General features: G+C 42.1%; 20 protein-coding genes and 1 other annotated feature (1 of these 21 running past the window's edge). Of the genes, 6 read left to right on the forward strand and 14 right to left on the reverse strand.

The annotated features are described in order from the left end of the window. The 14 genes from msrA to G7058_RS05635 all read right to left on the reverse strand — a co-directional run. Positions 1–343, reverse strand: the 5' portion of a protein-coding gene (gene msrA / locus G7058_RS05570; RefSeq protein ID WP_166062617.1) for a peptide-methionine (S)-S-oxide reductase MsrA. Its footprint begins 176 nt before the window's first position; 343 of the gene's 519 nt are visible here — the first part of the coding sequence; the start codon lies at positions 341–343; its stop codon lies beyond the left edge, outside the window. Positions 344–392: 49 nt separating this feature from the next. Then, the gene (gene serS / locus G7058_RS05575) at positions 393–1,694 is read right to left on the reverse strand and encodes a serine--tRNA ligase (RefSeq protein WP_166062618.1); all 1,302 of its coding nucleotides are present in this window, start codon (positions 1,692–1,694) and stop codon (positions 393–395) included. A gap of 53 nt (positions 1,695–1,747) precedes the next feature. Continuing rightward, positions 1,748–1,970: a binding site (T-box leader), on the reverse strand. A 48-nt stretch (positions 1,971–2,018) separates the two neighbouring features. Next, positions 2,019–3,356, reverse strand: a complete 1,338-nt coding sequence (locus G7058_RS05580) for a serine hydrolase (RefSeq protein ID WP_166062619.1) — start codon at positions 3,354–3,356, stop codon at positions 2,019–2,021. 66 nt (positions 3,357–3,422) lie between these two features. Then, positions 3,423–4,493: a sensor histidine kinase gene (locus tag G7058_RS05585; protein WP_166063726.1), complete on the reverse strand. Its 1,071-nt coding sequence runs from the start codon at positions 4,491–4,493 to the stop codon at positions 3,423–3,425. A gap of 74 nt (positions 4,494–4,567) precedes the next feature. Continuing rightward, the gene (locus tag G7058_RS05590; RefSeq protein WP_166062620.1) at positions 4,568–5,260 is read right to left on the reverse strand and encodes a response regulator transcription factor; all 693 of its coding nucleotides are present in this window, start codon (positions 5,258–5,260) and stop codon (positions 4,568–4,570) included. A gap of 351 nt (positions 5,261–5,611) precedes the next feature. After that, the gene (gene guaB, locus G7058_RS05595; RefSeq protein ID WP_166062621.1) at positions 5,612–7,096 is read right to left on the reverse strand and encodes an IMP dehydrogenase; all 1,485 of its coding nucleotides are present in this window, start codon (positions 7,094–7,096) and stop codon (positions 5,612–5,614) included. Between the two features lie 95 nt (positions 7,097–7,191). Then, positions 7,192–8,649: a DEAD/DEAH box helicase gene (locus tag G7058_RS05600; RefSeq protein ID WP_166062622.1), complete on the reverse strand. Its 1,458-nt coding sequence runs from the start codon at positions 8,647–8,649 to the stop codon at positions 7,192–7,194. 541 nt (positions 8,650–9,190) lie between these two features. Beyond that, positions 9,191–9,874, reverse strand: coding sequence for a DUF1129 domain-containing protein (locus tag G7058_RS05605; RefSeq protein ID WP_166062623.1), 684 nt, complete (start codon positions 9,872–9,874; stop codon positions 9,191–9,193). A 35-nt stretch (positions 9,875–9,909) separates the two neighbouring features. Beyond that, positions 9,910–11,007, reverse strand: a complete 1,098-nt coding sequence (gene ychF / locus G7058_RS05610; RefSeq protein ID WP_166062624.1) for a redox-regulated ATPase YchF — start codon at positions 11,005–11,007, stop codon at positions 9,910–9,912. Between the two features lie 25 nt (positions 11,008–11,032). Then, positions 11,033–11,197 carry a DUF951 domain-containing protein gene (locus G7058_RS05615; protein ID WP_264372331.1) on the reverse strand — a complete coding sequence of 55 codons (165 nt, stop codon included), beginning with the start codon at positions 11,195–11,197 and terminating at the stop codon, positions 11,033–11,035. A 56-nt stretch (positions 11,198–11,253) separates the two neighbouring features. Further along, complete coding sequence (locus tag G7058_RS05620; protein WP_166062626.1) at positions 11,254–12,144, reverse strand: ParB/RepB/Spo0J family partition protein; 891 nt, start codon at positions 12,142–12,144, stop codon at positions 11,254–11,256. Further along, positions 12,134–12,898 (reverse strand): ParA family protein, encoded by a 765-nt coding sequence (locus G7058_RS05625; protein ID WP_166062627.1) that lies wholly within the window; start codon positions 12,896–12,898, stop codon positions 12,134–12,136. The genes G7058_RS05620 and G7058_RS05625 overlap by 11 nt, the downstream gene beginning before the upstream one ends. Before the next feature lie 189 nt (positions 12,899–13,087). Further along, positions 13,088–13,804 (reverse strand): 16S rRNA (guanine(527)-N(7))-methyltransferase RsmG, encoded by a 717-nt coding sequence (gene rsmG / locus G7058_RS05630; protein ID WP_166062628.1) that lies wholly within the window; start codon positions 13,802–13,804, stop codon positions 13,088–13,090. Positions 13,805–13,807: 3 nt separating this feature from the next. Beyond that, positions 13,808–14,254 carry an immunoglobulin-like domain-containing protein gene (locus tag G7058_RS05635; RefSeq protein ID WP_166062629.1) on the reverse strand — a complete coding sequence of 149 codons (447 nt, stop codon included), beginning with the start codon at positions 14,252–14,254 and terminating at the stop codon, positions 13,808–13,810. A 231-nt stretch (positions 14,255–14,485) separates the two neighbouring features. Between G7058_RS05635 and G7058_RS05640 the strand changes: the two genes are divergently transcribed. The 6 genes from G7058_RS05640 (at position 14,486) to G7058_RS05665 (ending at position 21,370) form a co-directional block, all read left to right on the forward strand. Beyond that, positions 14,486–15,325, forward strand: a complete 840-nt coding sequence (locus G7058_RS05640) for an ABC transporter permease (protein ID WP_227004510.1) — start codon at positions 14,486–14,488, stop codon at positions 15,323–15,325. Continuing rightward, a complete protein-coding gene (locus G7058_RS05645) occupies positions 15,318–16,097 on the forward strand; it encodes an ABC transporter permease (RefSeq protein ID WP_166062631.1) in 780 nt (259 codons plus the stop codon). Before G7058_RS05640 ends, G7058_RS05645 begins: the two co-directional genes overlap by 8 nt. Positions 16,098–16,115: 18 nt before the next feature. Beyond that, positions 16,116–17,153 carry an ABC transporter ATP-binding protein gene (locus G7058_RS05650; RefSeq protein ID WP_166062632.1) on the forward strand — a complete coding sequence of 346 codons (1,038 nt, stop codon included), beginning with the start codon at positions 16,116–16,118 and terminating at the stop codon, positions 17,151–17,153. A gap of 18 nt (positions 17,154–17,171) precedes the next feature. Then, positions 17,172–18,230: an ABC transporter substrate-binding protein gene (locus G7058_RS05655; RefSeq protein WP_166062633.1), complete on the forward strand. Its 1,059-nt coding sequence runs from the start codon at positions 17,172–17,174 to the stop codon at positions 18,228–18,230. A gap of 147 nt (positions 18,231–18,377) precedes the next feature. Continuing rightward, positions 18,378–20,051, forward strand: a complete 1,674-nt coding sequence (locus G7058_RS05660) for an adenine deaminase C-terminal domain-containing protein (protein WP_166062634.1) — start codon at positions 18,378–18,380, stop codon at positions 20,049–20,051. Between the two features lie 2 nt (positions 20,052–20,053). Then, a complete protein-coding gene (locus tag G7058_RS05665) occupies positions 20,054–21,370 on the forward strand; it encodes an amidohydrolase (protein ID WP_166062635.1) in 1,317 nt (438 codons plus the stop codon). Positions 21,371–21,490: the final 120 nt, after the last annotated feature.

Genomic DNA, 21,490 nt, shown 5'->3' on the forward strand with positions numbered 1-21,490 from the left:
CTTTAGAAGCTTCTGCAATTTCTTTTTGTTCATCTGAATGATAAAAGATAGCCGGACGATACGAATTACCTTGATCGACAAACTGACCGTTTGGATCGGTCGGATCTGTTTGTTGCCAATAAACCTCTACTAAGTCTTTATATGGGAAAACTTCTGGATCAAACGTAATTTGAACAGCTTCTGTATGACCTGTTGTTCCTGTACATACTTGTTCGTAAGTTGGGTTCTCAACATGGCCTCCTGTATAACCGGAAATAACTGATTCAATACCTGGCAAAGTGTCAAACGGTTTTACCATACACCAGAAGCAGCCACCTGCAAATGTTGCTTTCTCAAATGCCATTTCTTTACCCCCTTTATCTAATGGGGTTATTTTAACATATATAGAAGAATTATTTCTTACCTAACGCATTTTCTTTTGTGATTGTTGTTACGCCACCCATATATGGAACCAATACTTCTGGAATTGTGACAGAGCCGTCTGCATTTTGGTAATTTTCTAAAATCGCTGTGACGGTACGACCAACTGCAATACCTGATCCATTTAGTGTATGTGCGTATTCTACCTTGCCTGTCTCTTCATTACGGTAACGAATCATTGCACGGCGCGCTTGGAAATCTTCCGTATTTGAACATGAACTAATCTCACGGTATGTATCTTGAGCAGGTACCCATACTTCAATATCGTACGTTTTAGCAGCTGCAAAGCCCATATCTCCTGTACATAATACGATCGTACGGTGTGGCAGACCAAGATTGCGTAATACAGTCTCTGCATTGTCCGTCATTTTTTCTAACTCTTCATATGATTCACTTGGTTTACTGAATTTCACTAATTCTACTTTATGGAACTGGTGCATACGAATTAGACCACGTGTATCACGGCCGGCACTTCCCGCTTCTGAACGGAATGATGGACTCATTGCTGTAAAGTAAACTGGCAATTCCGCTTCATCCAAGATTTCATCACGGTAATAGTTCGTCAAAGGCACTTCTGCTGTCGGAATCAATGTTAGGTTACGCTCATCTGTTAATTGGAAAACATCTTCTTTAAACTTAGGAAATTGTCCTGTACCGAATAATGAAGCTTCGTTCGCTATATATGGAGGAATTATTTCCGTGTAGCCATGTTCGCCTGTATGCAAATCAAGCATGTAGTTGTAACAAGCGCGTTCAAGACGTGCTCCTAATCCTTTATAGAAGACAAAACGTGAACCTGTTACTTTGGCAGCACGTTCAAAGTCTAGAATTCCTAAATCTTCTGCAATGTCATAGTGCGGTTTGGGTTCAAAATCGAAGTGACGCGGCTCTCCCCATTTGCGAACTTCAATATTATCATCTTCGTCGTCTCCTGCCGGCACAGATTCGTGGGCAACGTTCGGCAGACGTGTTGAAATGTAGGTCATTTTTTCTTCAACGGCATTCAAATCCGCATCCATTTGTTTAATTTGTTCGCCTACTTCTTTCATTTGCACGATTTTATCATCCGCGTTTTCTTTGTTACGTTTTAATAAAGCAATTTCTTGAGAAACGTGGTTACGTAACTGTTTCAACTCTTCTGCTTTCACAATCTTTGCACGACGCTCTTCGTCCAATTGAATCAATTCCTCTAAAATGGCTGCATCCACACCACGCGCCACCAACTTTTCTGCCACGCCTGCATAATCTTCGCGTATTCTCTTCATATCTAACATTTCTTTTCCTCCTTTTTCTATATAAAAAAAGCCATCCCATCCCAATAGATATCTATTGGGACGAAATGACTTAACGTTCGCGGTACCACCCAGCTTCGGATACACGTGTATCCACACTTTAGACGATAACGGGGGACCCGAAACAATTTAATCAAGATGACTTGTTTTCATTGTTTGCTTCATGTGCGGATTCAGTAACAGCTTCTATCGGTTTACACCACCCACCGACTCTCTAAAGGAATACTATTACCTACTATTCACATGCTTGGCATTCTTTGTGTTTAATTACCTTCATTTTACTCGATAACAAGGTGTGTCGTCAACTTAGCTAAAGAATCCGCCTACGAAATCTGTCACTGAGTTCCAGCCATTGGCAGCCGTATTAGCTACCCAACGCCATGCCAAAACTAAAAAGTTTGCTTTTTCAACTGTTCTTTCTACTGCAACAGTCGCTTCGTTTTGTGTGCCATCCAAGTAACCAAGATCATCGCCCTCGATTGAAAGGGCCACATTTCCGACTGTTGTTCCTTTTTCAATTGGCGCTTCTATCAGACCGTCCGCATTCAATAACTCGGAATTCAAAGTCAATTCCGTCGCAACTACGCGTTCTTCTTCTGTTTTTGGCGTTACAACAAAAATATCTTCGTTATAAATCAAACCAACTGTTTCTTCTTTACCTTTTGCAATCGTTAGTTTTTCTTCCGTTGCAACGGCATCTCCACTTGAAGCGATTTGAACTTTTTCAAAATTACCAAAAGCAAAATCCATCAAACGAGCTGTTTCGCCGAAACGTCCGTCGTTATCTTCTGCGCCGATTACAACTGTAATAACGCGCATATCATCTTGCAAAGCTGTTCCTGTAAAGGAAGCCCCTGAAGCATCTGTTGTTCCTGTTTTCAAACCATCTACACCTGCTCGTGCGTATGGTTGATTTGGTAACATCAAATTATATGTCATCATGTGGATTTCGTCTCCGGAACCTTCCATGAAAACTTTGTCTTCAATTTTAGCTACTTCTAGAACTTCTGGGTAATCATCCAATAAATGGTCAGCGACAGTTGCAATACCGCGTGCTGTCATTTTATTTTCTTCATCTACTGGTGCATTTGGATACAAGTTACCCAGTTCCGCCGCGTAGTGGTTTGGAAGACCGGTTGTGTTGTAAAGCGCATGACCAGTAACGCCCCATGCATCCAATTTTTCTTTCATCATATCAACAAACGCAGGCTCAGAGCCGGCAATCAATTCTGCAACAGCGATTGTTGCGCCGTTTGCTGAGTAGACAACCATTGCTTCATATAAATCTTTTACCGTATAAGTAAAGTCTTTACGCAATGGAACGTTTGATAGTTCATAGTTTTGGCTGATTGCAAATGCATAATCACTGATTGGAACAGGTGTGTCCCAAGCAATTGTGCCCGCTTCAATCGCTTCGTGCACTAAATATAGGGGGATCATTTTCGTCATGGAGGCAATATAAAGCGATGCATCTCCATTTTGGTTTAGTAAAATTTTGTTTGTTTCGTTATCAATTACAAATGCCGCTTCACTTGAAACTTCGATTGGTTCGACAGCTGCTGCCGCTTCTGGTACAGCTAAGAAGATGCTTGCTAGTAAACTCCCAGATAAAAGGCGGGTTGTCCATTTATTATATTTAATCATTCTTCTACTCCATTCACTAAAGTTACGTTCTTTATGTTAGCGGAAAAACAGTAAAAACACAACAATTTAGTTAGGTATCTGTTCTAATGGTAGCCGCATGACGAACTTTGTTACTGCATCAGTTGATTCCGCGTAGATGTACCCACCGTGCAGAGCCACGATGCTTTGTGCAATCGCCAGACCAAGGCCCGTGCCTCCTGTTTGTTGAGAACGGGAAGATTCCACTCGGTAAAAACGTCCGAATAACTCCTCCAACGCTTCTTCCGGTATTTTAGGCCCGTTGTTATTTACCGAAATTAACGCTTCGGACCCTACTTTATCGACTGCTATCTTTATCCACGTCCCACCTTTTCCATATTTTAAGGCATTGGAAATGAGGTTACTAAACACGCGGGCGATTTTGTCGACATCAACCTCAATCATTAACGGATCACTTTCCATAATGACTTCGATGTCCATTTCTTTTTTAGCAGATTCCAACTCAAACTCCGCTGCCATTTGCTCCAGAAAATTGCCTAGGTTTATCTTCGTGTAATGAAGCGGCGTTGATGTTTGTCGGACTTTTGTGTACTCAAACAAATCATCGACCAACACTTTCATTTGCAACGCTTTTCCGTACGCAATATTAATATAGCGCTCAACATCATCATAAGAAGAGTATTGTTTGTCGGCAATCAGACCCAGATAGCCAATAATCGATGTCAACGGTGTCCGGATATCGTGACTGACATTGGTGATGAGTTCATCTTTTGATTGCTCAATTTTTCTTTCTTCTTCCATGGCCTCGACCGTACTTTCAACCAACGTGTTAATACTGTTTACAACGTCATACATATCTCCATGGAATTTCGCTTCAATCCGGTGATCGAAATTTCCCGAAGCAATGTAATGCAACTCATCCAAAATGTGGCGCAGTTGCATTTGTTTATAGCGACGGAACAGACGCCACCATGTAAAGAGCACCGAAAATACAAATGCTGTTAAAAACATGACAAGGCGGTATTCCATGATAATAAAATCAATAAAGAGAATGACATCCCACAATGAGTGAACTTGTGGTAAAAATTCAGGCGGCGAATGCACCGTCTGATTGAAAATTAAGTAAAATCCCATCAGCAGGAAATACATAATTGTCATCGTAATGATTGCTTCAAAAATCAATTCGCCGAGTTCTTTTCTTGTTAACTTTAATTTCGGCACGTCATTCGCTCCTATTCTGAAATCTTATAGCCGACGCCCCAAACAGTTTGAATCACTTTCTCGCCGCCTGTTGCTTTTTCTATTTTGTCGCGTAAATGGCTCACGTGAACCATGACTGTTTTAGCAGAAACGATACTCTCCTGAAGCCATACACGTTCAAAGATTTCATCAGCGCTAAAAACACGGTTCAAATTGCTTGCCAATAAATACAAAATACCAAATTCTAAAGCAGTCAATTGAATGTCTTTTCCATTTAAGGTTTTGACTTCGTGTGATTCCTTTTTAATAACTAATGGACCTACTTCGATAATATTTGCTTCGATTTCTTGTTGCGTAACAGAAGAACGGCGCAGTAATGATTTAATGCGGGCCATTACTTCCAGCGGATTGAATGGTTTAGACACATAATCGTCGGCACCTGATGTCAATCCTTGTATTTTATCCATATCGGCAGACTTCGCACTTAATATCAATACAGGTACGTGATTATTGTCCGCTCTGAGTTCCTTCAAGACCGTAATACCATCTTTCTTGGGCATCATCACGTCTAGAATAATCAATTGGACGTCCATATTTTGTTTCAAGAGTTGCAGTGCCTCGACTCCGTTATATGCTTTAATAGCTTCATAGCCTTCATTTTTACAATAAATACTTAGCAAATCTACAATTTCTCGATCATCATCTACAATTAATATTTTATCCATAAGTCACCTCTTTAAGCTTATTCTTTGTAATTAGTTTACCAAAAATAGTTAAAAGAATCGTTAAGAAACAAATCCTTGAGGGAATCTTTAGATATGGCTGAAATAGTCGTGCTTGGGAGGTGCGACATAGAATGTGATTTTACGGGTTCTATGTCAGACTTCCAGCAGACAAAAAAAGACGCCCAACCCTAGTGCTGCGGGGCTGAACGTCTTTTAGACCTTATCTCAAACGTGCTCTCAAAGACAAACCCGCGGACACTTCACGAATAATGCTCAGACGGCTGTTGCCGTCCTCCGCGTATTCGTTCCAGTGCTGCGGGCCTGAACGTCTTTGAGACCACTCTCTCTTTTTTAGTGTCCGATTGAGTAGTTCGGAGCTTCTCTTGTGATTTGGATGTCGTGCGGGTGTGATTCTACTAGCCCTGCACCAGACATACGGATGAATTGTGCATTTTCACGTAATTCTTCCAAGTTGCCGGCACCCACATAGCCCATACCGGAGCGTACGCCACCAAGCATTTGGAAAATGATATCGCCAACGCCACCTTTATAAGAAACGCGGCCTTCGATTCCTTCTGGAACCAGTTTATTGGCTTCGTTTACGCCGCCTTGGAAATAACGGTCACTTGACCCTTTTTCCATTGCCGCTAAACTACCCATTCCACGGTATGTTTTGAAACGACGGCCTTGATACATTTCGAAATCTCCAGGAGACTCGTCGGTACCAGCCAACATACTTCCCAACATCACAGCGTGTCCACCAGCTGCCATCGCTTTAACGATATCACCGGAGTATTTAATCCCACCATCGGCAATAATTGATTTGCCAAATTCACGGGCAACACTTGCTGCATCGTAAATAGCAGTGATTTGAGGGACACCAACACCGGCAACAACACGTGTTGTACAGATTGAACCAGGGCCAATACCAACTTTAACAACATCGATTCCTGTTTCAAACAATGCGCGCGTACCTTCAGCTGTTGCAACGTTACCAGCAATTAACGTTGCATCCGGGAACTGCTCGCGAATTTCTTTGATTTTACGAATAACACCGGCACTGTGTCCATGAGCCGTATCGATAACGATTGCGTCAACACCAGCGTCAAGCAATGCTTGTGCACGCTCAAATGTGTCAGAAGTGACACCAACTGCCGCTGCAACTAACAAACGCCCATGGCTATCTTTAGCTGCATGAGGAAACTCAATTACTTTTTCGATATCTTTGATTGTAATCAGACCAGCTAATTTGCCAGCTTCATCAACCAATGGTAATTTTTCAATTTTGTATTTTTGCAAAATGCTCTCTGCATCTTTCAGAGATGTTCCGACTGGAGCTGTAATAAGCTCTTCCTTAGTCATGACATCACCGATCGCTTGGGTATAGTCAGAAATGAAACGCAGGTCACGGTTTGTTAGAATACCAACCAATTGACGCTCTTTCATATCATTAACGACAGGTACACCACTAATGCGGTATTTTGCCATTAAATGTTCTGCTTCACTAACCAAATGTTCTGGTGTTAAGAAGAAAGGATCAATAATAACGCCACTTTCTGAGCGTTTTACTTTACGAACTTCGTCTGCTTGCGCTTGAATAGACATATTCTTATGGATAACACCCAGACCACCATTACGGGCCATTGCAATTGCCATTGCAGATTCTGTTACAGTGTCCATACTTGCACTTAAAATGGGTACATTTAAACGAATATTTTTTGCCAATTGAATAGATAAATCGACGTCATTCGGTAATACGTGGCTTTCTGCAGGAACTAATAATACATCGTCAAATGTATAACCCTCTTTAGCAAATTTTGTTTCCCAGTTCGACATTCTTTGTTTCCCCTCTCCTTTGTTTCATGCGATTTTTTATGTTCTAACTTACCACCTAGCCACTAAAACGTCAAGGGTACAAATAAAAGAATTATTTACTTACGGGCTTTACGAACTTTAAGGTTCTTCCCTTTAATCGTGCGGTCTTGCATTTCTGCAATCACATAAGGACCCATGCCATTCAAAATTTCCACATACGTAACATTCTCCTGAATCGTGATAATCCCGATATCATCAGCTTCAACACCCTTGATATTCGTCAATGTGCCCACGAAATCAATAGCGCGCAGTTTCTTCTTTTTACCGCCGTTGAAGTAAACTTTTGTAATATCCCGGTTCAATTCTTTATTACGGGCCACTTTCGGACGCATCGGTTCTTGATTTTTCTTATCAAATGCAACCTTAGCACGCTGAACTACACGCGTACTCGGAGCCTGAATCTCTACAGGACCTTCTTTACCTTCGAATACAAAAGCAACTACTTCTTGCCAACGGTACGCACCTTTATCGCTAACCAAAGTCATCGCTTGGCCTTCTTTACCCGCACGGCCTGTACGACCTGTACGGTGAATGAAGCTTTCATTTTCAAACGGAACGTCGTAGTTCATAACGTGCGTCACATGATCAATATCAATTCCGCGGGCCGCAACATCTGTTGCAACTAAGTAACGGATTTTTCCAGAACGGAAATCGGTCATGACCGCCAGACGGTCGTCTTGATCCATCCCACCATGGAGTTTATCGACAAGCAATCCTTTTTTAGCTAAAAATGCATCCACGTCATCCACAACATCTTTTGTATTACAGAAAATAATGGCTGCTTCCGGATTCGCAACAGTCAATAAATCAATCAAGACATCATTTTTCTTTTCTTCGGAAACGCGGATGTACGACTGATAGATACGCGGTTGATTGTCCGGGGATTGATCCATTTTCACAGACACACGGTCTTCACGCATGTAAAAAGTTGCTAAACGCGCCACTTCCGGCGGCATAGTTGCCGAAAACAGCATCGTTTGACGATTCTTAGGCAAGTAATCAATGATTGCTTCTACTTGGTCAATGAATCCCATATGTAACATTTCGTCCGCTTCATCCAATACAACCGTGCGAACTTTCTCGACAGACAATGTGCCTTCTTTCAAATGCTCTAAGACACGGCCGGGCGTTCCCACTACAATATGGCTCTTTTGTTTCAATTCCGACTTTTGCGTTTTGAAGGACGATTTTCCAAAAACCGCAGTCACTTTGATACGTTTCAAACGCCCGATGTTCATGATTTCTTCTTGAATTTGGAGTGCCAATTCACGGGTCGGTACAAGAATGAGCGCTTGGGGTTTATTCTCTTCCCAAACTGCATCCTCGCACAAAGGAATCCCAAAAGCTGCCGTTTTACCACTTCCTGTTTGTGACTCAACGATAATATCCGCTTTTTTCAAAGCCAAAGGGAGAACTTCTTCCTGAACAGGAGTCGGGCTGTAATAACGCAAACTCGTCAGTGCCTTAATTATTTCAGGACTAATCCCGAATGTTTCAAATGTTTTATTTTCCATAATTGCCTACTTTCTTTTTCTTAGCTGAACAAGTATAACAAGTTTTCGTTTAAATTAGTATGTATTCTCAATGAGAATTGGAAAGGGGAAATTCTCACGCTGAAACGCTGACTCAGATTGAAAATCGGGTTTGAGTCAGCGTTTCTATCCGAAAACGACTACTCAAAGCGAAAATCGGGTTTGAGTCAGCGTTTCTATCTAAAAACGACTACTCAAAGCAAAAATCGGGTTTGAGTCAGCGTTTCTATCCGAAAACGACTACTCAAAGCAAAAATCGGGTTTGAGTCAGCGTTTCTATCTAAAAACGACTACTCAAAGCAAAAATCGGGCTTGAGTCAGCGTTTCTATCTAAAAACGACTACTCAAAGCAAAAATTAGGTTTGAGTCAGCGTTTTTATCTAAAAACGACTACTCAAAGCAAAAATCGGGTTTGAGTCAGCGGTTCTATCTAAAAACGACTACTCAGATCAAAAATTAGGTTTGAGTAGTCGTTTCTCCGATAAAAGAGAGGGTGAGACAAAATGTCCCACCCTCCTCTCTATTAAAACACGCCACCCGTTATGTTGAATTTTTTCTTCAAGTAAACTCTCAATGCGAAGCTGAGAGCACCAATGATCAAATAGGCGGTTGCCGGCAAGCTGATATTAATTGCTGGTGGAACCAAGACCATTGTCGCTGTCATTGCTAACATCCAGAAAACCATAGAAAGGATAAGGACTCCGATATACTTGAAGTAACCTTTTTTACCTTTCGGTGCATTTACATCTGGTTGATATTTAGAAACAATCAGCATCGATAGACCACCGGCGATGAAATTCAGGATTAAGCTGACAATCCCCATTCCCGGTTGCGTATTTTCGCCTGCTGTTAGTAAAGATGTCCCTGAAATCAAGGCAAAGATTGCACCTAATAGTAAACCTCCATCAAGGGCAATCAGCCAATCCGGCGAACGCTCTGAACTAACAGTTGCTTCTTGGCGTTGCAAGACATTTTCTGCGCACTCTGAAACAGTGCCGTATAGTTGGCGTGCTGTCGTACCAGACTTTTGATTTGTAACTAATTCTTTCATCATCTTATTGTATAGCGTATGTTTACTTTCTTCATCGTAATTCGCTTGTGTAAGCGCACGATCAAGACCAATCATGTATTGCTCGTTACGCTTTGTAAGTTCGCTCCACAAGACACTATTTTCATTTTTAGTTTGTTCAAGTGTATTTTCTGACACGTTTGGGGCCTCCTAAGAATTTCTTAAGTCAACTATTAAACATTAAAGCGGAACAACATGACATCGCCATCTTGAACAACGTACTCTTTACCTTCAGAACGCACTTTTCCAACTTCTTTAGCTGCAACCATGCTGCCAGCTGCCAATAAATCATCATAGGAAACTGTCTCAGCACGGATAAATCCGCGTTCGAAGTCCGTATGAATAACACCGGCTGCTTGCGGTGCTTTCATGCCCAGACGGAATGTCCATGCACGTACTTCTTGCTCGCCCGCTGTGAAATATGTACCTAGACCCAATAGGGAGTAAGCTTTTTGAATCAATTGGTCTAGACCAGATTGCTCAATTCCAATTTCATTTAGGAATTCTGCTTTTTCCTCGTCGTCTAACTCTGCAACTTCTTCTTCAATACGTGCGCTGATTGTAACAACTTCAGCACCTTCAGACGCCGCAAATTCACGCACTTGTTTCACCATATCGTTTTCAGCGTCCCCTACTTCGTCTTCTGCAACGTTTGCTACGTAAAGCACAGGTTTCGTAGTCAAAAGAAACAGGCTCTTCACGAGTGGTGCTTCTTCTGGTGTAAATTCAAGCGTACGCGCTGACTGACCAGCTTCTAATGTTTCTTTCACACGCTCCAAGATTGCTAATTCTGCCAAAGCATCTTTATCTTTTGTACGTGCAATCTTGCTGACGCGCGTATAACGTTTATCAACAGACTCCAAGTCCGCCAAAATTAATTCCAGGTTAATAACCTCAATATCACTCAACGGATTTACTTTACCACTGACGTGTGTGATGTTTTCATCTTCGAAACAACGCACCACGTGACAAATTGCATCCACTTGACGAATATTAGCCAAGAATTTATTTCCCAGACCCTCGCCTTTGCTGGCACCTTTTACGATTCCGGCAATATCAGTAAATTCAAATGTTGTTGGAACAGTTTTCTTTGGTTTTACCAATTCTGTTAATTTTTGTAGACGATCGTCCGGTACTTCAACAACTCCGACGTTTGGGTCGATTGTCGCAAACGGATAGTTCGCTGCTTCTACTCCTGCTTTTGTAATTGCATTAAATAGTGTGGACTTTCCAACGTTTGGTAAACCCACAATTCCTGCTGTTAATGACATGTTTTCCACTCTTTCTAGTTGGTTTTTATTCGGCAGCTTCTGCCTTTACCAGTACTTTTTTCATTTTCTTCTCAAATTCACGACGTGGCATCAAGACTAATTGGCCACACTTCTGACATTTAATTCGGATATCCATTCCCATCCGAATAATCTCCCAGGCGTTACTTTGGCAAGCATGTGCTTTCTTCATTTCCACGACAGCGTGTAAATCATACTCTTTTTGATTCACCAATGGCAACCCCCTTCTTAATCTTCAAATTCAATCGCGAGTAAATCCAAAATGCGATTCAAATCTGCCGATGATAAGTATTCAATTTCAATTTTTCCTTGTTCGCCTTTTGGAGTAATTTGTACCGCAGTACCAAAGCGATCCATCAAGCGTTCTTCGCTCTCGATAAGATAAGAAGGTTTTTTCAGCTTGTCGCGCTTTTTCTTTTCTTTACGTTGCGAAGGTTCCGTTAATTCTTGAACCAACGCTTCCAATTGGCGTACAGTCATTCCTTCTGCAACTACACGCTTCGCAAGTTCACTAATCTGCGTTTGGTTCTTCAGACCTAATAACGTGCGGGCCTGCCCCATAGATAAGTCACCGTTACGAAGTAATGTCTTAACATCGTCAGGCAATGTCAATAAACGTAGATGGTTCGTTACGTAGGGACGGCTCTTACCGAGACGGGCCGCTACATCGGCTTGTGTCATTTTCAGCTTCGTCATCATCGTTTGGTACGCATCCGCTTCTTCTAACGGGGACAAATCTTCCCTTTGCAAGTTCTCAAGAATCGCGACTTCAATCATCGCCTGTTCATCGAAAACGCGAATAATAGCTGGAATTGTTTCCTTACCCGCCAGACGTGATGCGCGCACACGTCGTTCGCCGACAATAATTTCATAGCCTTTTACTGTGGACTTTCGCAAAATAATCGGTTGAAAAACACCATTTAATTTAATCGATTCTGCCAGCTCTGCTAGTGCCGTTTCATCAAACTCTTTACGTGGCTGGTACGGGTTGGGACGAATCGTATCCAACTTGATTTCTTCCACTTTTTCATTTTTCTCATCAATCTTCTCGATATCATTGAAATTAGTGAATAAGGCATCAATACCGCGGCCTAACCCCTTGTTGTTTTTACTCGGCATCCTCTAGCACTTCCTTTGCAAGTTGTATGTAGACTTCGGCACCTTTCGAACGAATATCATAATCAACAATCGATTGACCATAACTTGGTGCTTCTGACAAACGGACATTACGCGGAATAATTGTGTCATAAACTTTTTCTTTGAAATATTTCTTCACTTCTTCAACGACTTCAAAGCCAAGATTTGTACGTGCATCCAGCATCGTCAATAACACGCCTTCAATCTTCAAATCTTGATTAAAGTGCTTTTGAACTAGGCGGAACGTATTCAATAGTTGGCTTAACCCTTCCAAGGCATAGTATTCACACTGAACAGGAATTAACACCGAGTCACTGGCTGTGAAGGCATTAATCGTTAAGTGTCCAAGCGATGGCGGGCAATCGATAAAGATATAGTCATAATCAATAGTTAATTTCTCAAGCGCCGTTTTCAAACGGGCTTCACGATGCGGTTGGCTCGTCAATTCAATCTCTGCTCCAGCCAATTGAATCGTTGCCGGAACCACCCATAGGTTTTCGCGTGATGAGGGTTGAATCGCTTGTTCGATTGGTATTTGATTGACGAGGACATCGTAAATGTCTTCATTCACATCTGCCTTGGAAATACCAAGCCCACTCGTCGCGTTCCCTTGCGCATCGCTATCAATTAATAGCACTTTGTTACCCAGGTAGGCTAATGCCGCTGCTACGTTAACAGTCGTTGTTGTTTTACCAACGCCACCTTTTTGATTTGCAACTGCAATGATCCGTGTCATTTACTTTCCTCCAGTTCTAAAGATGATACAAAAAAAGGGAAAAATAAAATGCGTATTTTTCCCTTTCGCATTTTTTCAAAATGACTGCATCATTTATCGCTCTTTTATAATATGATTTTCTACAGACAATATAAGCGTACATTACTTGGTTATTGTACCAAAAAGCACGGGAAATGAATACCCTCTGTCTTATAGTGGCTTCTTATTCGGAAGTCCCGGCTTACGCGGGTATTTTTTTGGTGTTTCTTTGGCTTTTTTAATTAAGATAATGTGGCGTTCGCCTTCTTCTTTTGGCAATTCAAAAGCGTAGTCTTCTTCCACTTTACCTCCCAATGTAGCAATCGCTGCTTTCGCATCATCTAATTCTTCTTTCGAGCTAGCTGCCTTCATCGCAACGAAATAACCGCCTTTTTTCACAAGAGGCACACATAGTTCACTTAAAACGCTCATCCGAGCGACAGCACGTGCCGTCACAATATCATACGCTGCACGGTGCTCCGCGTTTTGTCCAAATGTTTCTGCGCGATCGTGGTAGCAACGGACACCTTCCAAGCCCAATTCCTTAAATAGCAACTCTAAAAAGTTAATCCGTTTATTCAGCGAATCAACAATGGTCACTTTCAAGTTCGGGTAAGCAATTTTCAAAGGAATACTTGGGAAGCCCGCACCGGCACCCACGTCACACAAGGTCATTTCACCTTCCAGGACATCGGTGTGCAGACCCAACGTGATGGAATCATAAAAATGCTTCAAATAAACTTCATCGCGTTCGGTAATAGCCGTTAAGTTTATTTTCTCGTTCCATTCCACTAGTAGTTCGTAATAACGCGCATATTGCGCCATTTGCTTCTCGTCTAATGCCAGTCCCATTTCCAGGACTGCCGTTCTAAATTCTTCAGGATTCATTGTTTACTCCGTTTCTATTTCAAATTCTGCTGTTAGTGGTTTACCAGCGACTTCTTTAATCACACGGTATGTTCCAGGTTCAAAATCATGTTCGAACAAGGTCATCGTGATTTCTTCTTTATTAGTCTCGCCCGGCTTCAAGCTTAAGGCAATCTCTATCCAAGCCATTTCTTCCTCAAAGGGGAACACAACCCACGCATCTTCATCTAAGTATTCGATACTGAACGCCACACCATAAAAAAGTTCTTCTTCCGTTTCGTTGGCAAGTGTTACGTGAATCGTTTCAGTGTCTGAGTTATAACGTGGTTCTACTGTCTTCATTGTCACGCCAGCCAGTTGATTCAAATCATCGGCTGCATAGGGACTCGGTTCAAAAGCTGCTTTGGTACAACCTGTCAAAAACAAGATGAACAAGATACTGGTAAAAATCAAACTACTCCGTTTTTTCATAAGTATTTCCCTCCGCCCATTTGTGTGTTCTTCTTCATATTATTATACACGATAACCCGGTAAAAATAGAGTTTTTAAAAATTAGCGGATAATTCGATTAAATCCGAACGTTTTCTATATTCAAATTGCTTTATATTCGTTTTAGGGTTGTAAAATTTCTATTATGGCCTTATTATAGACTCATAAATCGTCATTTCCATATTATTTTATCCAAAAAGGAGGATAATGTTCGTGTCATCCAAAAGCTCTCCCTATTTGATTGTTGCTCCGGGATTGATTTTATTAGTCGTTTTTCTCGTTTTACCGTTATTCTCAATCATTTGGCCCACCTTATATGATGGTGGATTTACACTTGATTCCTATATTTCCTTTTTTAACAGCAGCTATAACGTTTCAATTTTATGGCGAACGGTTAAATTATCGATGATTGTGACAGTCTTAAGTGTGATTTTCGGTCTGCCTACTGCTTATTTCATTGCACGCAGCAATCGAAAATGGCGCAGCTTGATGATGGGATTGGTTCTGTTCCCTTTGTTGACGAATTCAGTCGTCCGCAGTTTTGCCTGGATTAATATCTTAGGTACGAACGGGATTATCAACCGCGCACTGCTAGCTACCGGCCTGATTCAAGAGCCGATACAACTGTTGTATACAGAGTTTGCTATTACGATTGGTTCTTTGTACTTATTCTTACCTCTGATGATTACGACGCTGGTCGGTATTTTAGAAAATATCGATTCTGAAATCGTAGAAGCAGCAGAAACACTGGGTGCCAGTCCAGTTGTTGCTTTTATGAAAGTCATCTGGCCGTTAAGTATTCCCGGTGTCATCGTTGGAAGTATTTTAGTGTTCACAGGAACATTAACTGCTTATACAACGCCGCAATTACTGGGAGGAAACCAAAATATGATGATGTCCACCTTCCTTTATCAAAATGCGATGACGTTAGGAAATTGGCAAAATGCCGGTGTAATTGCCTTAATCATGATTGTAACAACGATGGTGGTCATGAAAGGTTTCAACTTACTGGCTGCACGTATTGATAAAAGAGGAGGCGATCTCCATGCGTAAACAAAAAGGACTCGCGCTCTTCGCGTTACTCGTCTTTCTGTTTTTATTTTTCCCCTTACTCATCATTGTGGTGACGTCATTTGGAGAAAATCCAACTATTCAATTCCCGATTCAAGGTTTCACTCTGGATTGGTACGCAAATGTTTTTCGGATTAGTGGTTTTATTAATAGCTTTTGGTTGAGCTTACGCGTTTCCTTGCTGGCGACCATCTTAGCACTGGTCATCGGCGTTCCCGCTGCTTATGGATTATCCCGTTACAACTTCAAAGGGCGCACTGTTCTGAAAGGTTTCTTCCTATCTCCTACGATTATTCCGGGTGTAGTGGTCGGCTTTTCTTTATTCCAGTTTATCGTGATTAAACTGCAGTTACCGATTTTCCAAGGTTTATTATTGGGTCACTTTTTAATCAGTCTGCCGTATATAATCCGTGTGGTTGGTTCAAGCTTGGAGCAGTTGGACTTCTCGATTGAAGAAGCAGCTTGGACTTTGGGAAGTACACGTCTAACAGCTTTCTTCAAAGTGGTCTTACCGAATATTTCGTCCGGGATTTTTGCATCGTTTATGTTGGCTTTCATCAATTCCTTTAACAACATTCCGGTATCTCAATTCTTATCCGGACCAGGAATTACGGCGTTACCAACAAATTTAATGAGTTATATTGAATACAATTATGATCCAACTGTTTCTGCATTGTCCGTGTTGTTGATGCTGGGAACCATCTTGATGATGTTCCTGATTGAAAAAACATTGGGACTTGCTTCGATTTCTTGACGAGGAGGAGGCCAACTAATGGCTTTTGTTAATTTAGAAGATATTCGTGTCAGTTATGACGGGAAATCGGATGTCTTAAAAGATTTACGTTTATCCATCGAAAAAGGGGAACTTGTTTCCCTTCTGGGTCCTTCGGGATGTGGAAAAACAACGACACTGCGTGTGATTGCAGGTTTGATTGAACCAAACGACGGGACCTTCGTTGTTGATGAGATGGATTTAACCAAAGTGCCCGTTCATAAACGGAATTTTGGAATGGTCTTCCAGTCCTATGCCCTCTTTCCTCATTTGACGATTAAAGAGAATGTGGCCTTTGGTTTGAAATTACGTAAAGAAAATAAAACGGTTATTGAAGAAAAAGTAATGGAAATTTTGGAAGTAACGGGCTTAAGCGATTTTGCTGACCGTTATCCCAAACAACTTTCCGGCGGGCAACGTCAGCGGGTCGCTCTTGCACGTGCGTTGGTTATTGAACCAAAATTATTGTTACTTGATGAACCTTTAAGTAACTTGGATGCTAAATTACGGGTTACGATGCGGATGGAAATCAAACGAATTCAACGCGCTTTAGGGATTACGACTGTTTTCGTTACGCATGATCAAGAAGAATGCTTCTCTATTTCCGATAAAGTAGCGGTTATGAATAAAGGTGTCATTGAGCAATATGATTCCCCCGAAGAAATTTACAAAAATCCGCGTACTGAATTTGTGGCCCGTTTCATCGGTTTTGAGAACTTTATTTCTTTAGAAAAAGAGAAAGAACATTTGTATTACGCAGAAGACGGAACCTCTTTCCGAACAATGCGTGCTCATAGCGATGATAAGGTAAAAGCAACAATTCGTCCCGATAATATTTCCATGCATCGCACGTTAGCGCCAGCCGATAACGTTTTAAGTGGTACCGTCCGTGTACGGACGTTTTTAGGTAAGAGTTACCAGTATGAAGTCGAAACAGCCGTCGGGAATTTAATCGTAAACGACGAAGACGCAAAGCTTTACCAAGCCGGTGAATCCGTACAATTGTTCTTAGATCCAGCAAAAATAATTTTGGTATAGAAAAGGAGAAAAACAAACATGAAATCTTGGAAAATAGCTTCCCTATCTTTAGCAGCAACAGTACTTTTGGCGGCATGCGGTGGTACAGAATCAGATACAGCTTCTTCAGCAGATAACAGTGGCGAGCTAATTGTCTCTACCTTTGCTCTAAGCGAAGATGTGATTAAACGCGATGTTCTAGATCCTTTCTCTGAAGAAAATGATGTTGAAATTACATACGAAGTTGGAAATTCCAGCGAACGTTTCACGAAATTACAAAATAACCCAAATTCAACAATCGACGTGATTGAACTATCACAGGCAAACGCGGCAACAGGTGTTGCAGATGGATTGTTCGAAGAATTAGACGAGACAAAAGTTCCTAACTTGGCGAAGTTGGTAGACGGCGCGAAAGATGCAATTGCGACATCCGGTGCTCCTTACACAATGAACAGTATCGGAATTATTTATAACGAAGAAGCTGCTGGAATGACAATCGATGAGTGGTCAGACTTATGGGATCCATCATTAGCAGGTAAAATTTCAATTCCAGATATTACGACAACTTTTGGACCAGCAATGCTACACGTTGCCAGCGATTATAAAGGTGTCGACATCACAACGGATGCAGGAGCGGCAGGCTTCGAAGCATTAACCGAACTAAAACCAAACATTATCAAGACCTATTCTAAATCTTCTGATTTAGCAAACTTGTTCCAATCAGGTGAAATTGTTGCTGCGGTTGTTGGAGACTTCGCATTCCCAATCATTTCTGAAGCAAACCCAGATGTACAATTCCTAGTTCCAGAATCCGGTACTTACGCCAACTTCAATACCTTGAACGTTGTCGCTTCATCAGATAATAAAGAAGCTGCTTATGCTTTCATCAACTGGAAACTGAGCCAAGAACTACAAACAACAACGGCTGCTTCATTGAACGAAGCACCGACAAACGTAGAAGTTGAACTAGACGAAGAAACAGCCCGCAACAAAACTTACGGCGACGTAGCGCAACGTGCCAAAGCTGTTGACTTTACATTCGTAAATGAGAACCTAGCGGACTGGATTAACCAATGGAATGAGACGTTAAACCAATAGAGTGGCTTGAAAACGCGATTAGACCTCTAATAAGAAATCCTCGAGCTCATGCTCGAGGACTTTTTACTATTTATCGGCGATAAGCTGAATTCAGCCCATTCCCCACTCTTTTGTTTCTGATTGATTTTTGAAAGGAGCACACGCAACATGATTGATTTACTAATTATTAACGCATCTGTTTTTAATTCGTTTTTGAAAACATTTGAAAAACAAAACGTATCCGTCAAAGACGGAAAATTTTATTATATTTCTGATGAAGACCTTCACTATTTAAATCCTAAAGAAGTATTGGATGCACAGGGGAAATACCTCATTCCCGGATTGATTGATATTCACATGCATATCGAAAGTTCCATGGTGCCGCCCGCTTCTTTTTCCCCCACTGCTCTTTCACATGGGGTGACTACCATTGTCGCGGACTCTCATGAAATTGCGAATGTTTTTGGCGTTGCTGGTATCACTGCCTTCATGGAGCAGGAAACGGAAATGGATATTTTCTATGCCATTCCCTCTTCGGTTCCCTCAACGACGATGGACCGCGAAACAACTGGCGGTATTATCGGCGTGACGGAAGTACGTGAATTGTTGGAGCATCCAAAAGTGATTGCTTTGGGTGAAGCGATGAACTTCAAAGGCATTACCACTGAACCGGATTCTTTGATTCGTCAAATTTTGCGGGAAACACAGGTGTTAAAACCATTTATGCCGCTTGAAGGTCATATCCCCCGCGTATCGGGTGAAGATTTGGCCAAGTTTATGTTTGTCGGTTTAACCGCTGATCATACGCACCAGTCACCTGATTCGATTTTAGAAAAGGCAAAGAACGGGATCTTTCTGGAATTTCAAAAGAAATCCATCACACCGGAAAATATGGCAGTCATTAACCACTATAACTTGTATGAGCATATGGCGTTGATTACCGACGATATTATGGTGGATGATTTCGTTACAGGTCACTTAGACGCGAATGTTCGTCTCGCGATTGCGGCCGGTCTTCCCGCTGAAGAAGCCATTTATACAGCAACGTACACACCTGCCCGTCGCATGGGTTTTCAAGACCGCGGTGCTATTATGACTGGTTATCAGGCTGACTTTATTTTATTGGATGACGTTCCTTCCTTTAAAATTGCGACCGTTTATAAAAATGGGAAGCAAGTGTCGACGGCACATCCTGACATGTATTTCCCCGAATCTTTCTATCAATCAGTCCAGTGTCGTCCCTTAACCGAAGCGGATCTCTCTTTTAAAGTAGAAAAAGCTATGACGTGCAATGTGATTGCAATTCAAAAAGTCGGAACATTTACGGAACATGTGCAGCGGACGGTTGCAGAAAAAGATGGCTTTTTGGACTGGGAGAATAGCGGACTGGCCTTGATTGTCGTAATGGAACGATACGGGAAAAATGGTAATATTGGGTATGGCTTCGTGGAAAATGCCCTAAATGAAAAAGGTGCCATCGCGACAACGTGGGCGCATGACCACCATAATGTAATGATTATGGGCACCTCGATTGCGGATATTTTAGCCGCGCAACACGCAGTTCTTGACATGCAAGGTGGATACGTCGTAAGCGTGGATGGAGTCATTGCGGCTTCATGCCCCCTTCCAATCGGTGGTATTTTAAGTGATGAACCCGTTCCCGTTCTGGGTAAGAAACTCGGCGAAGTGCGCCGTGAAATGCAGCGCTTGGGGTACAAGAATACGAATGAAATCATGTCGTTCTCAACGCTCTCGTTGCCCGTTTCGCCAAAGTTGAAAATTACCGATTTTGGAATGATGGATGTCCATACCCACGAATTAATCCCTTTAATGGAGCGATAAATATGAAAACTTTACTTACAAACGTACATGTCTTGACGATGGATGCCGCCTACACTGAGTTTAATCCGGGATTCATTAGTATTGTAGATGATAAAATTACCGCAGTCGGTGCCATGGAAAACTTACCGACAGACCTACACGAACGCGTCCTCGACGGCAAAGGCGCTCTCGCCATTCCAGGAATGATTAATACGCATACTCATATTGGCATGATACCTTTTCGTTCCTTGGGCGATGATACGCCGGATCGTTTAACTCGCTTCTTATTCCCTTTGGAACAAAGTCGCATGACGGCATCCCTGGCGTATCATAGTGGGAAATATGCGATTGCTGAAATGCAATTAGCTGGTATCACGACCTTTTTTGATATGTATTACTTTGAAGATGAACTCGCTCAAGCAACAGATGAAATGGGTTCCCGTGCGATTTTGGCAGAAACCGTTTTGGAAAAAGCACCGGACACAGGGAAGCCTTATGGTGGTTTAGAATACGCGGCAGCGTTCATTCCCAAATGGCTGGAGCACCCGTTAATTACGCCGGCAGTCGCACCGCATGCTCCATATACAAATAGCTCGGAATCGTTGAAACAAGCCTTTGCTTTAGCAGAAAAATACGATGTGCCTTTTTCACTGCATGTCAGCGAAATGACGTTTGAAATGGACAAATATGCGAGCGAATATAACCAGACTCCCGTTGCATATCTTGCGGGTTTAGGTGTACTGGATGCACGTACGCTCGCAGCGCATTGCATTTTTGCGACCGACGCCGATATTGCACTATTGAAAGAAACAAACGTTGCAGTGGCACACTGCATCGGTGCCAACACCAAATCCGCAAAAGGAATTGCGCCCATTCAAGCGATGCTCGATGCTGAAGTTCGGGTTGGTTTGGGGACGGATGGACCAAGCAGCGGCAATACGCTGGATCTCTTTTCGCAAATGAAAATGGTCGCTTATTTCCATAAAACTGCTTTAAAGAATCGTGCGGCTTTCCCTACTCGTGATATCGTCCGCCTTGCGACCATCGGCGGTGCCGAAGCACTCGGAATGGCCGACCAAATCGGCTCCATCGAACCGGGTAAACAAGCAGATATTACGCTTATCGAAACGGATTCCGTCAATATGTTCCCCATTTTCGATCCCTATGCCGTTTTAGTTTATTCCGCCCAAGCTCATAACGTGCGTGACGTTTTTGTCGCCGGCAATCCGGTTGTGATTGACAAACAGCTCGTCCACGCCGACTTACGTGATTTGCGGTCTCATTTAAATAAAGAAATGACGAACTTCCGTAGTGAGGTAGAAAAAAGAGCTGAAGAATGATGACGCTGTCGGCAAAAGTTGAGTGATTTGCTTCAACCTTTGCCGACCTACAGATAAAGGTCGGCAAAGGTATGGCTGTTTTTCTAAACTCTTGGCGACTAAATGACTATAGATTAAAAT

It is taken from the genome of Jeotgalibaca porci (assembly GCF_011299095.1).
Classification (GTDB): Bacteria; Bacillota; Bacilli; order Lactobacillales; family Aerococcaceae; genus Jeotgalibaca; species Jeotgalibaca porci.

What these genes read in the sequence shown, in the direction of transcription:
- G7058_RS05665 (WP_166062635.1), top strand. Translation starts at nt 20,054, where the DNA reads ATGAAAACTTTACTTACAAACGTACATGTCTTGACGATGGATGCCGCC.
- G7058_RS05650 (WP_166062632.1), top strand. Translation starts at nt 16,116, where the DNA reads ATGGCTTTTGTTAATTTAGAAGATATTCGTGTCAGTTATGACGGGAAA.
- G7058_RS05580 (WP_166062619.1), bottom strand. Translation starts at nt 3,356, where the DNA reads ATGATTAAATATAATAAATGGACAACCCGCCTTTTATCTGGGAGTTTA.
- G7058_RS05585 (WP_166063726.1), bottom strand. Translation starts at nt 4,493, where the DNA reads ATGACAATTATGTATTTCCTGCTGATGGGATTTTACTTAATTTTCAAT.
- serS (WP_166062618.1), bottom strand. Translation starts at nt 1,694, where the DNA reads ATGTTAGATATGAAGAGAATACGCGAAGATTATGCAGGCGTGGCAGAA.
- G7058_RS05625 (WP_166062627.1), bottom strand. Translation starts at nt 12,898, where the DNA reads ATGACACGGATCATTGCAGTTGCAAATCAAAAAGGTGGCGTTGGTAAA.
- G7058_RS05645 (WP_166062631.1), top strand. Translation starts at nt 15,318, where the DNA reads ATGCGTAAACAAAAAGGACTCGCGCTCTTCGCGTTACTCGTCTTTCTG.
- G7058_RS05655 (WP_166062633.1), top strand. Translation starts at nt 17,172, where the DNA reads ATGAAATCTTGGAAAATAGCTTCCCTATCTTTAGCAGCAACAGTACTT.
- rsmG (WP_166062628.1), bottom strand. Translation starts at nt 13,804, where the DNA reads ATGAATCCTGAAGAATTTAGAACGGCAGTCCTGGAAATGGGACTGGCA.
- G7058_RS05620 (WP_166062626.1), bottom strand. Translation starts at nt 12,144, where the DNA reads ATGCCGAGTAAAAACAACAAGGGGTTAGGCCGCGGTATTGATGCCTTA.
- guaB (WP_166062621.1), bottom strand. Translation starts at nt 7,096, where the DNA reads ATGTCGAACTGGGAAACAAAATTTGCTAAAGAGGGTTATACATTTGAC.
- G7058_RS05600 (WP_166062622.1), bottom strand. Translation starts at nt 8,649, where the DNA reads ATGGAAAATAAAACATTTGAAACATTCGGGATTAGTCCTGAAATAATT.
- G7058_RS05590 (WP_166062620.1), bottom strand. Translation starts at nt 5,260, where the DNA reads ATGGATAAAATATTAATTGTAGATGATGATCGAGAAATTGTAGATTTG.
- G7058_RS05615 (WP_264372331.1), bottom strand. Translation starts at nt 11,197, where the DNA reads ATGAAGAAAGCACATGCTTGCCAAAGTAACGCCTGGGAGATTATTCGG.
- ychF (WP_166062624.1), bottom strand. Translation starts at nt 11,007, where the DNA reads ATGTCATTAACAGCAGGAATTGTGGGTTTACCAAACGTTGGAAAGTCC.
- G7058_RS05635 (WP_166062629.1), bottom strand. Translation starts at nt 14,254, where the DNA reads ATGAAAAAACGGAGTAGTTTGATTTTTACCAGTATCTTGTTCATCTTG.
- G7058_RS05660 (WP_166062634.1), top strand. Translation starts at nt 18,378, where the DNA reads ATGATTGATTTACTAATTATTAACGCATCTGTTTTTAATTCGTTTTTG.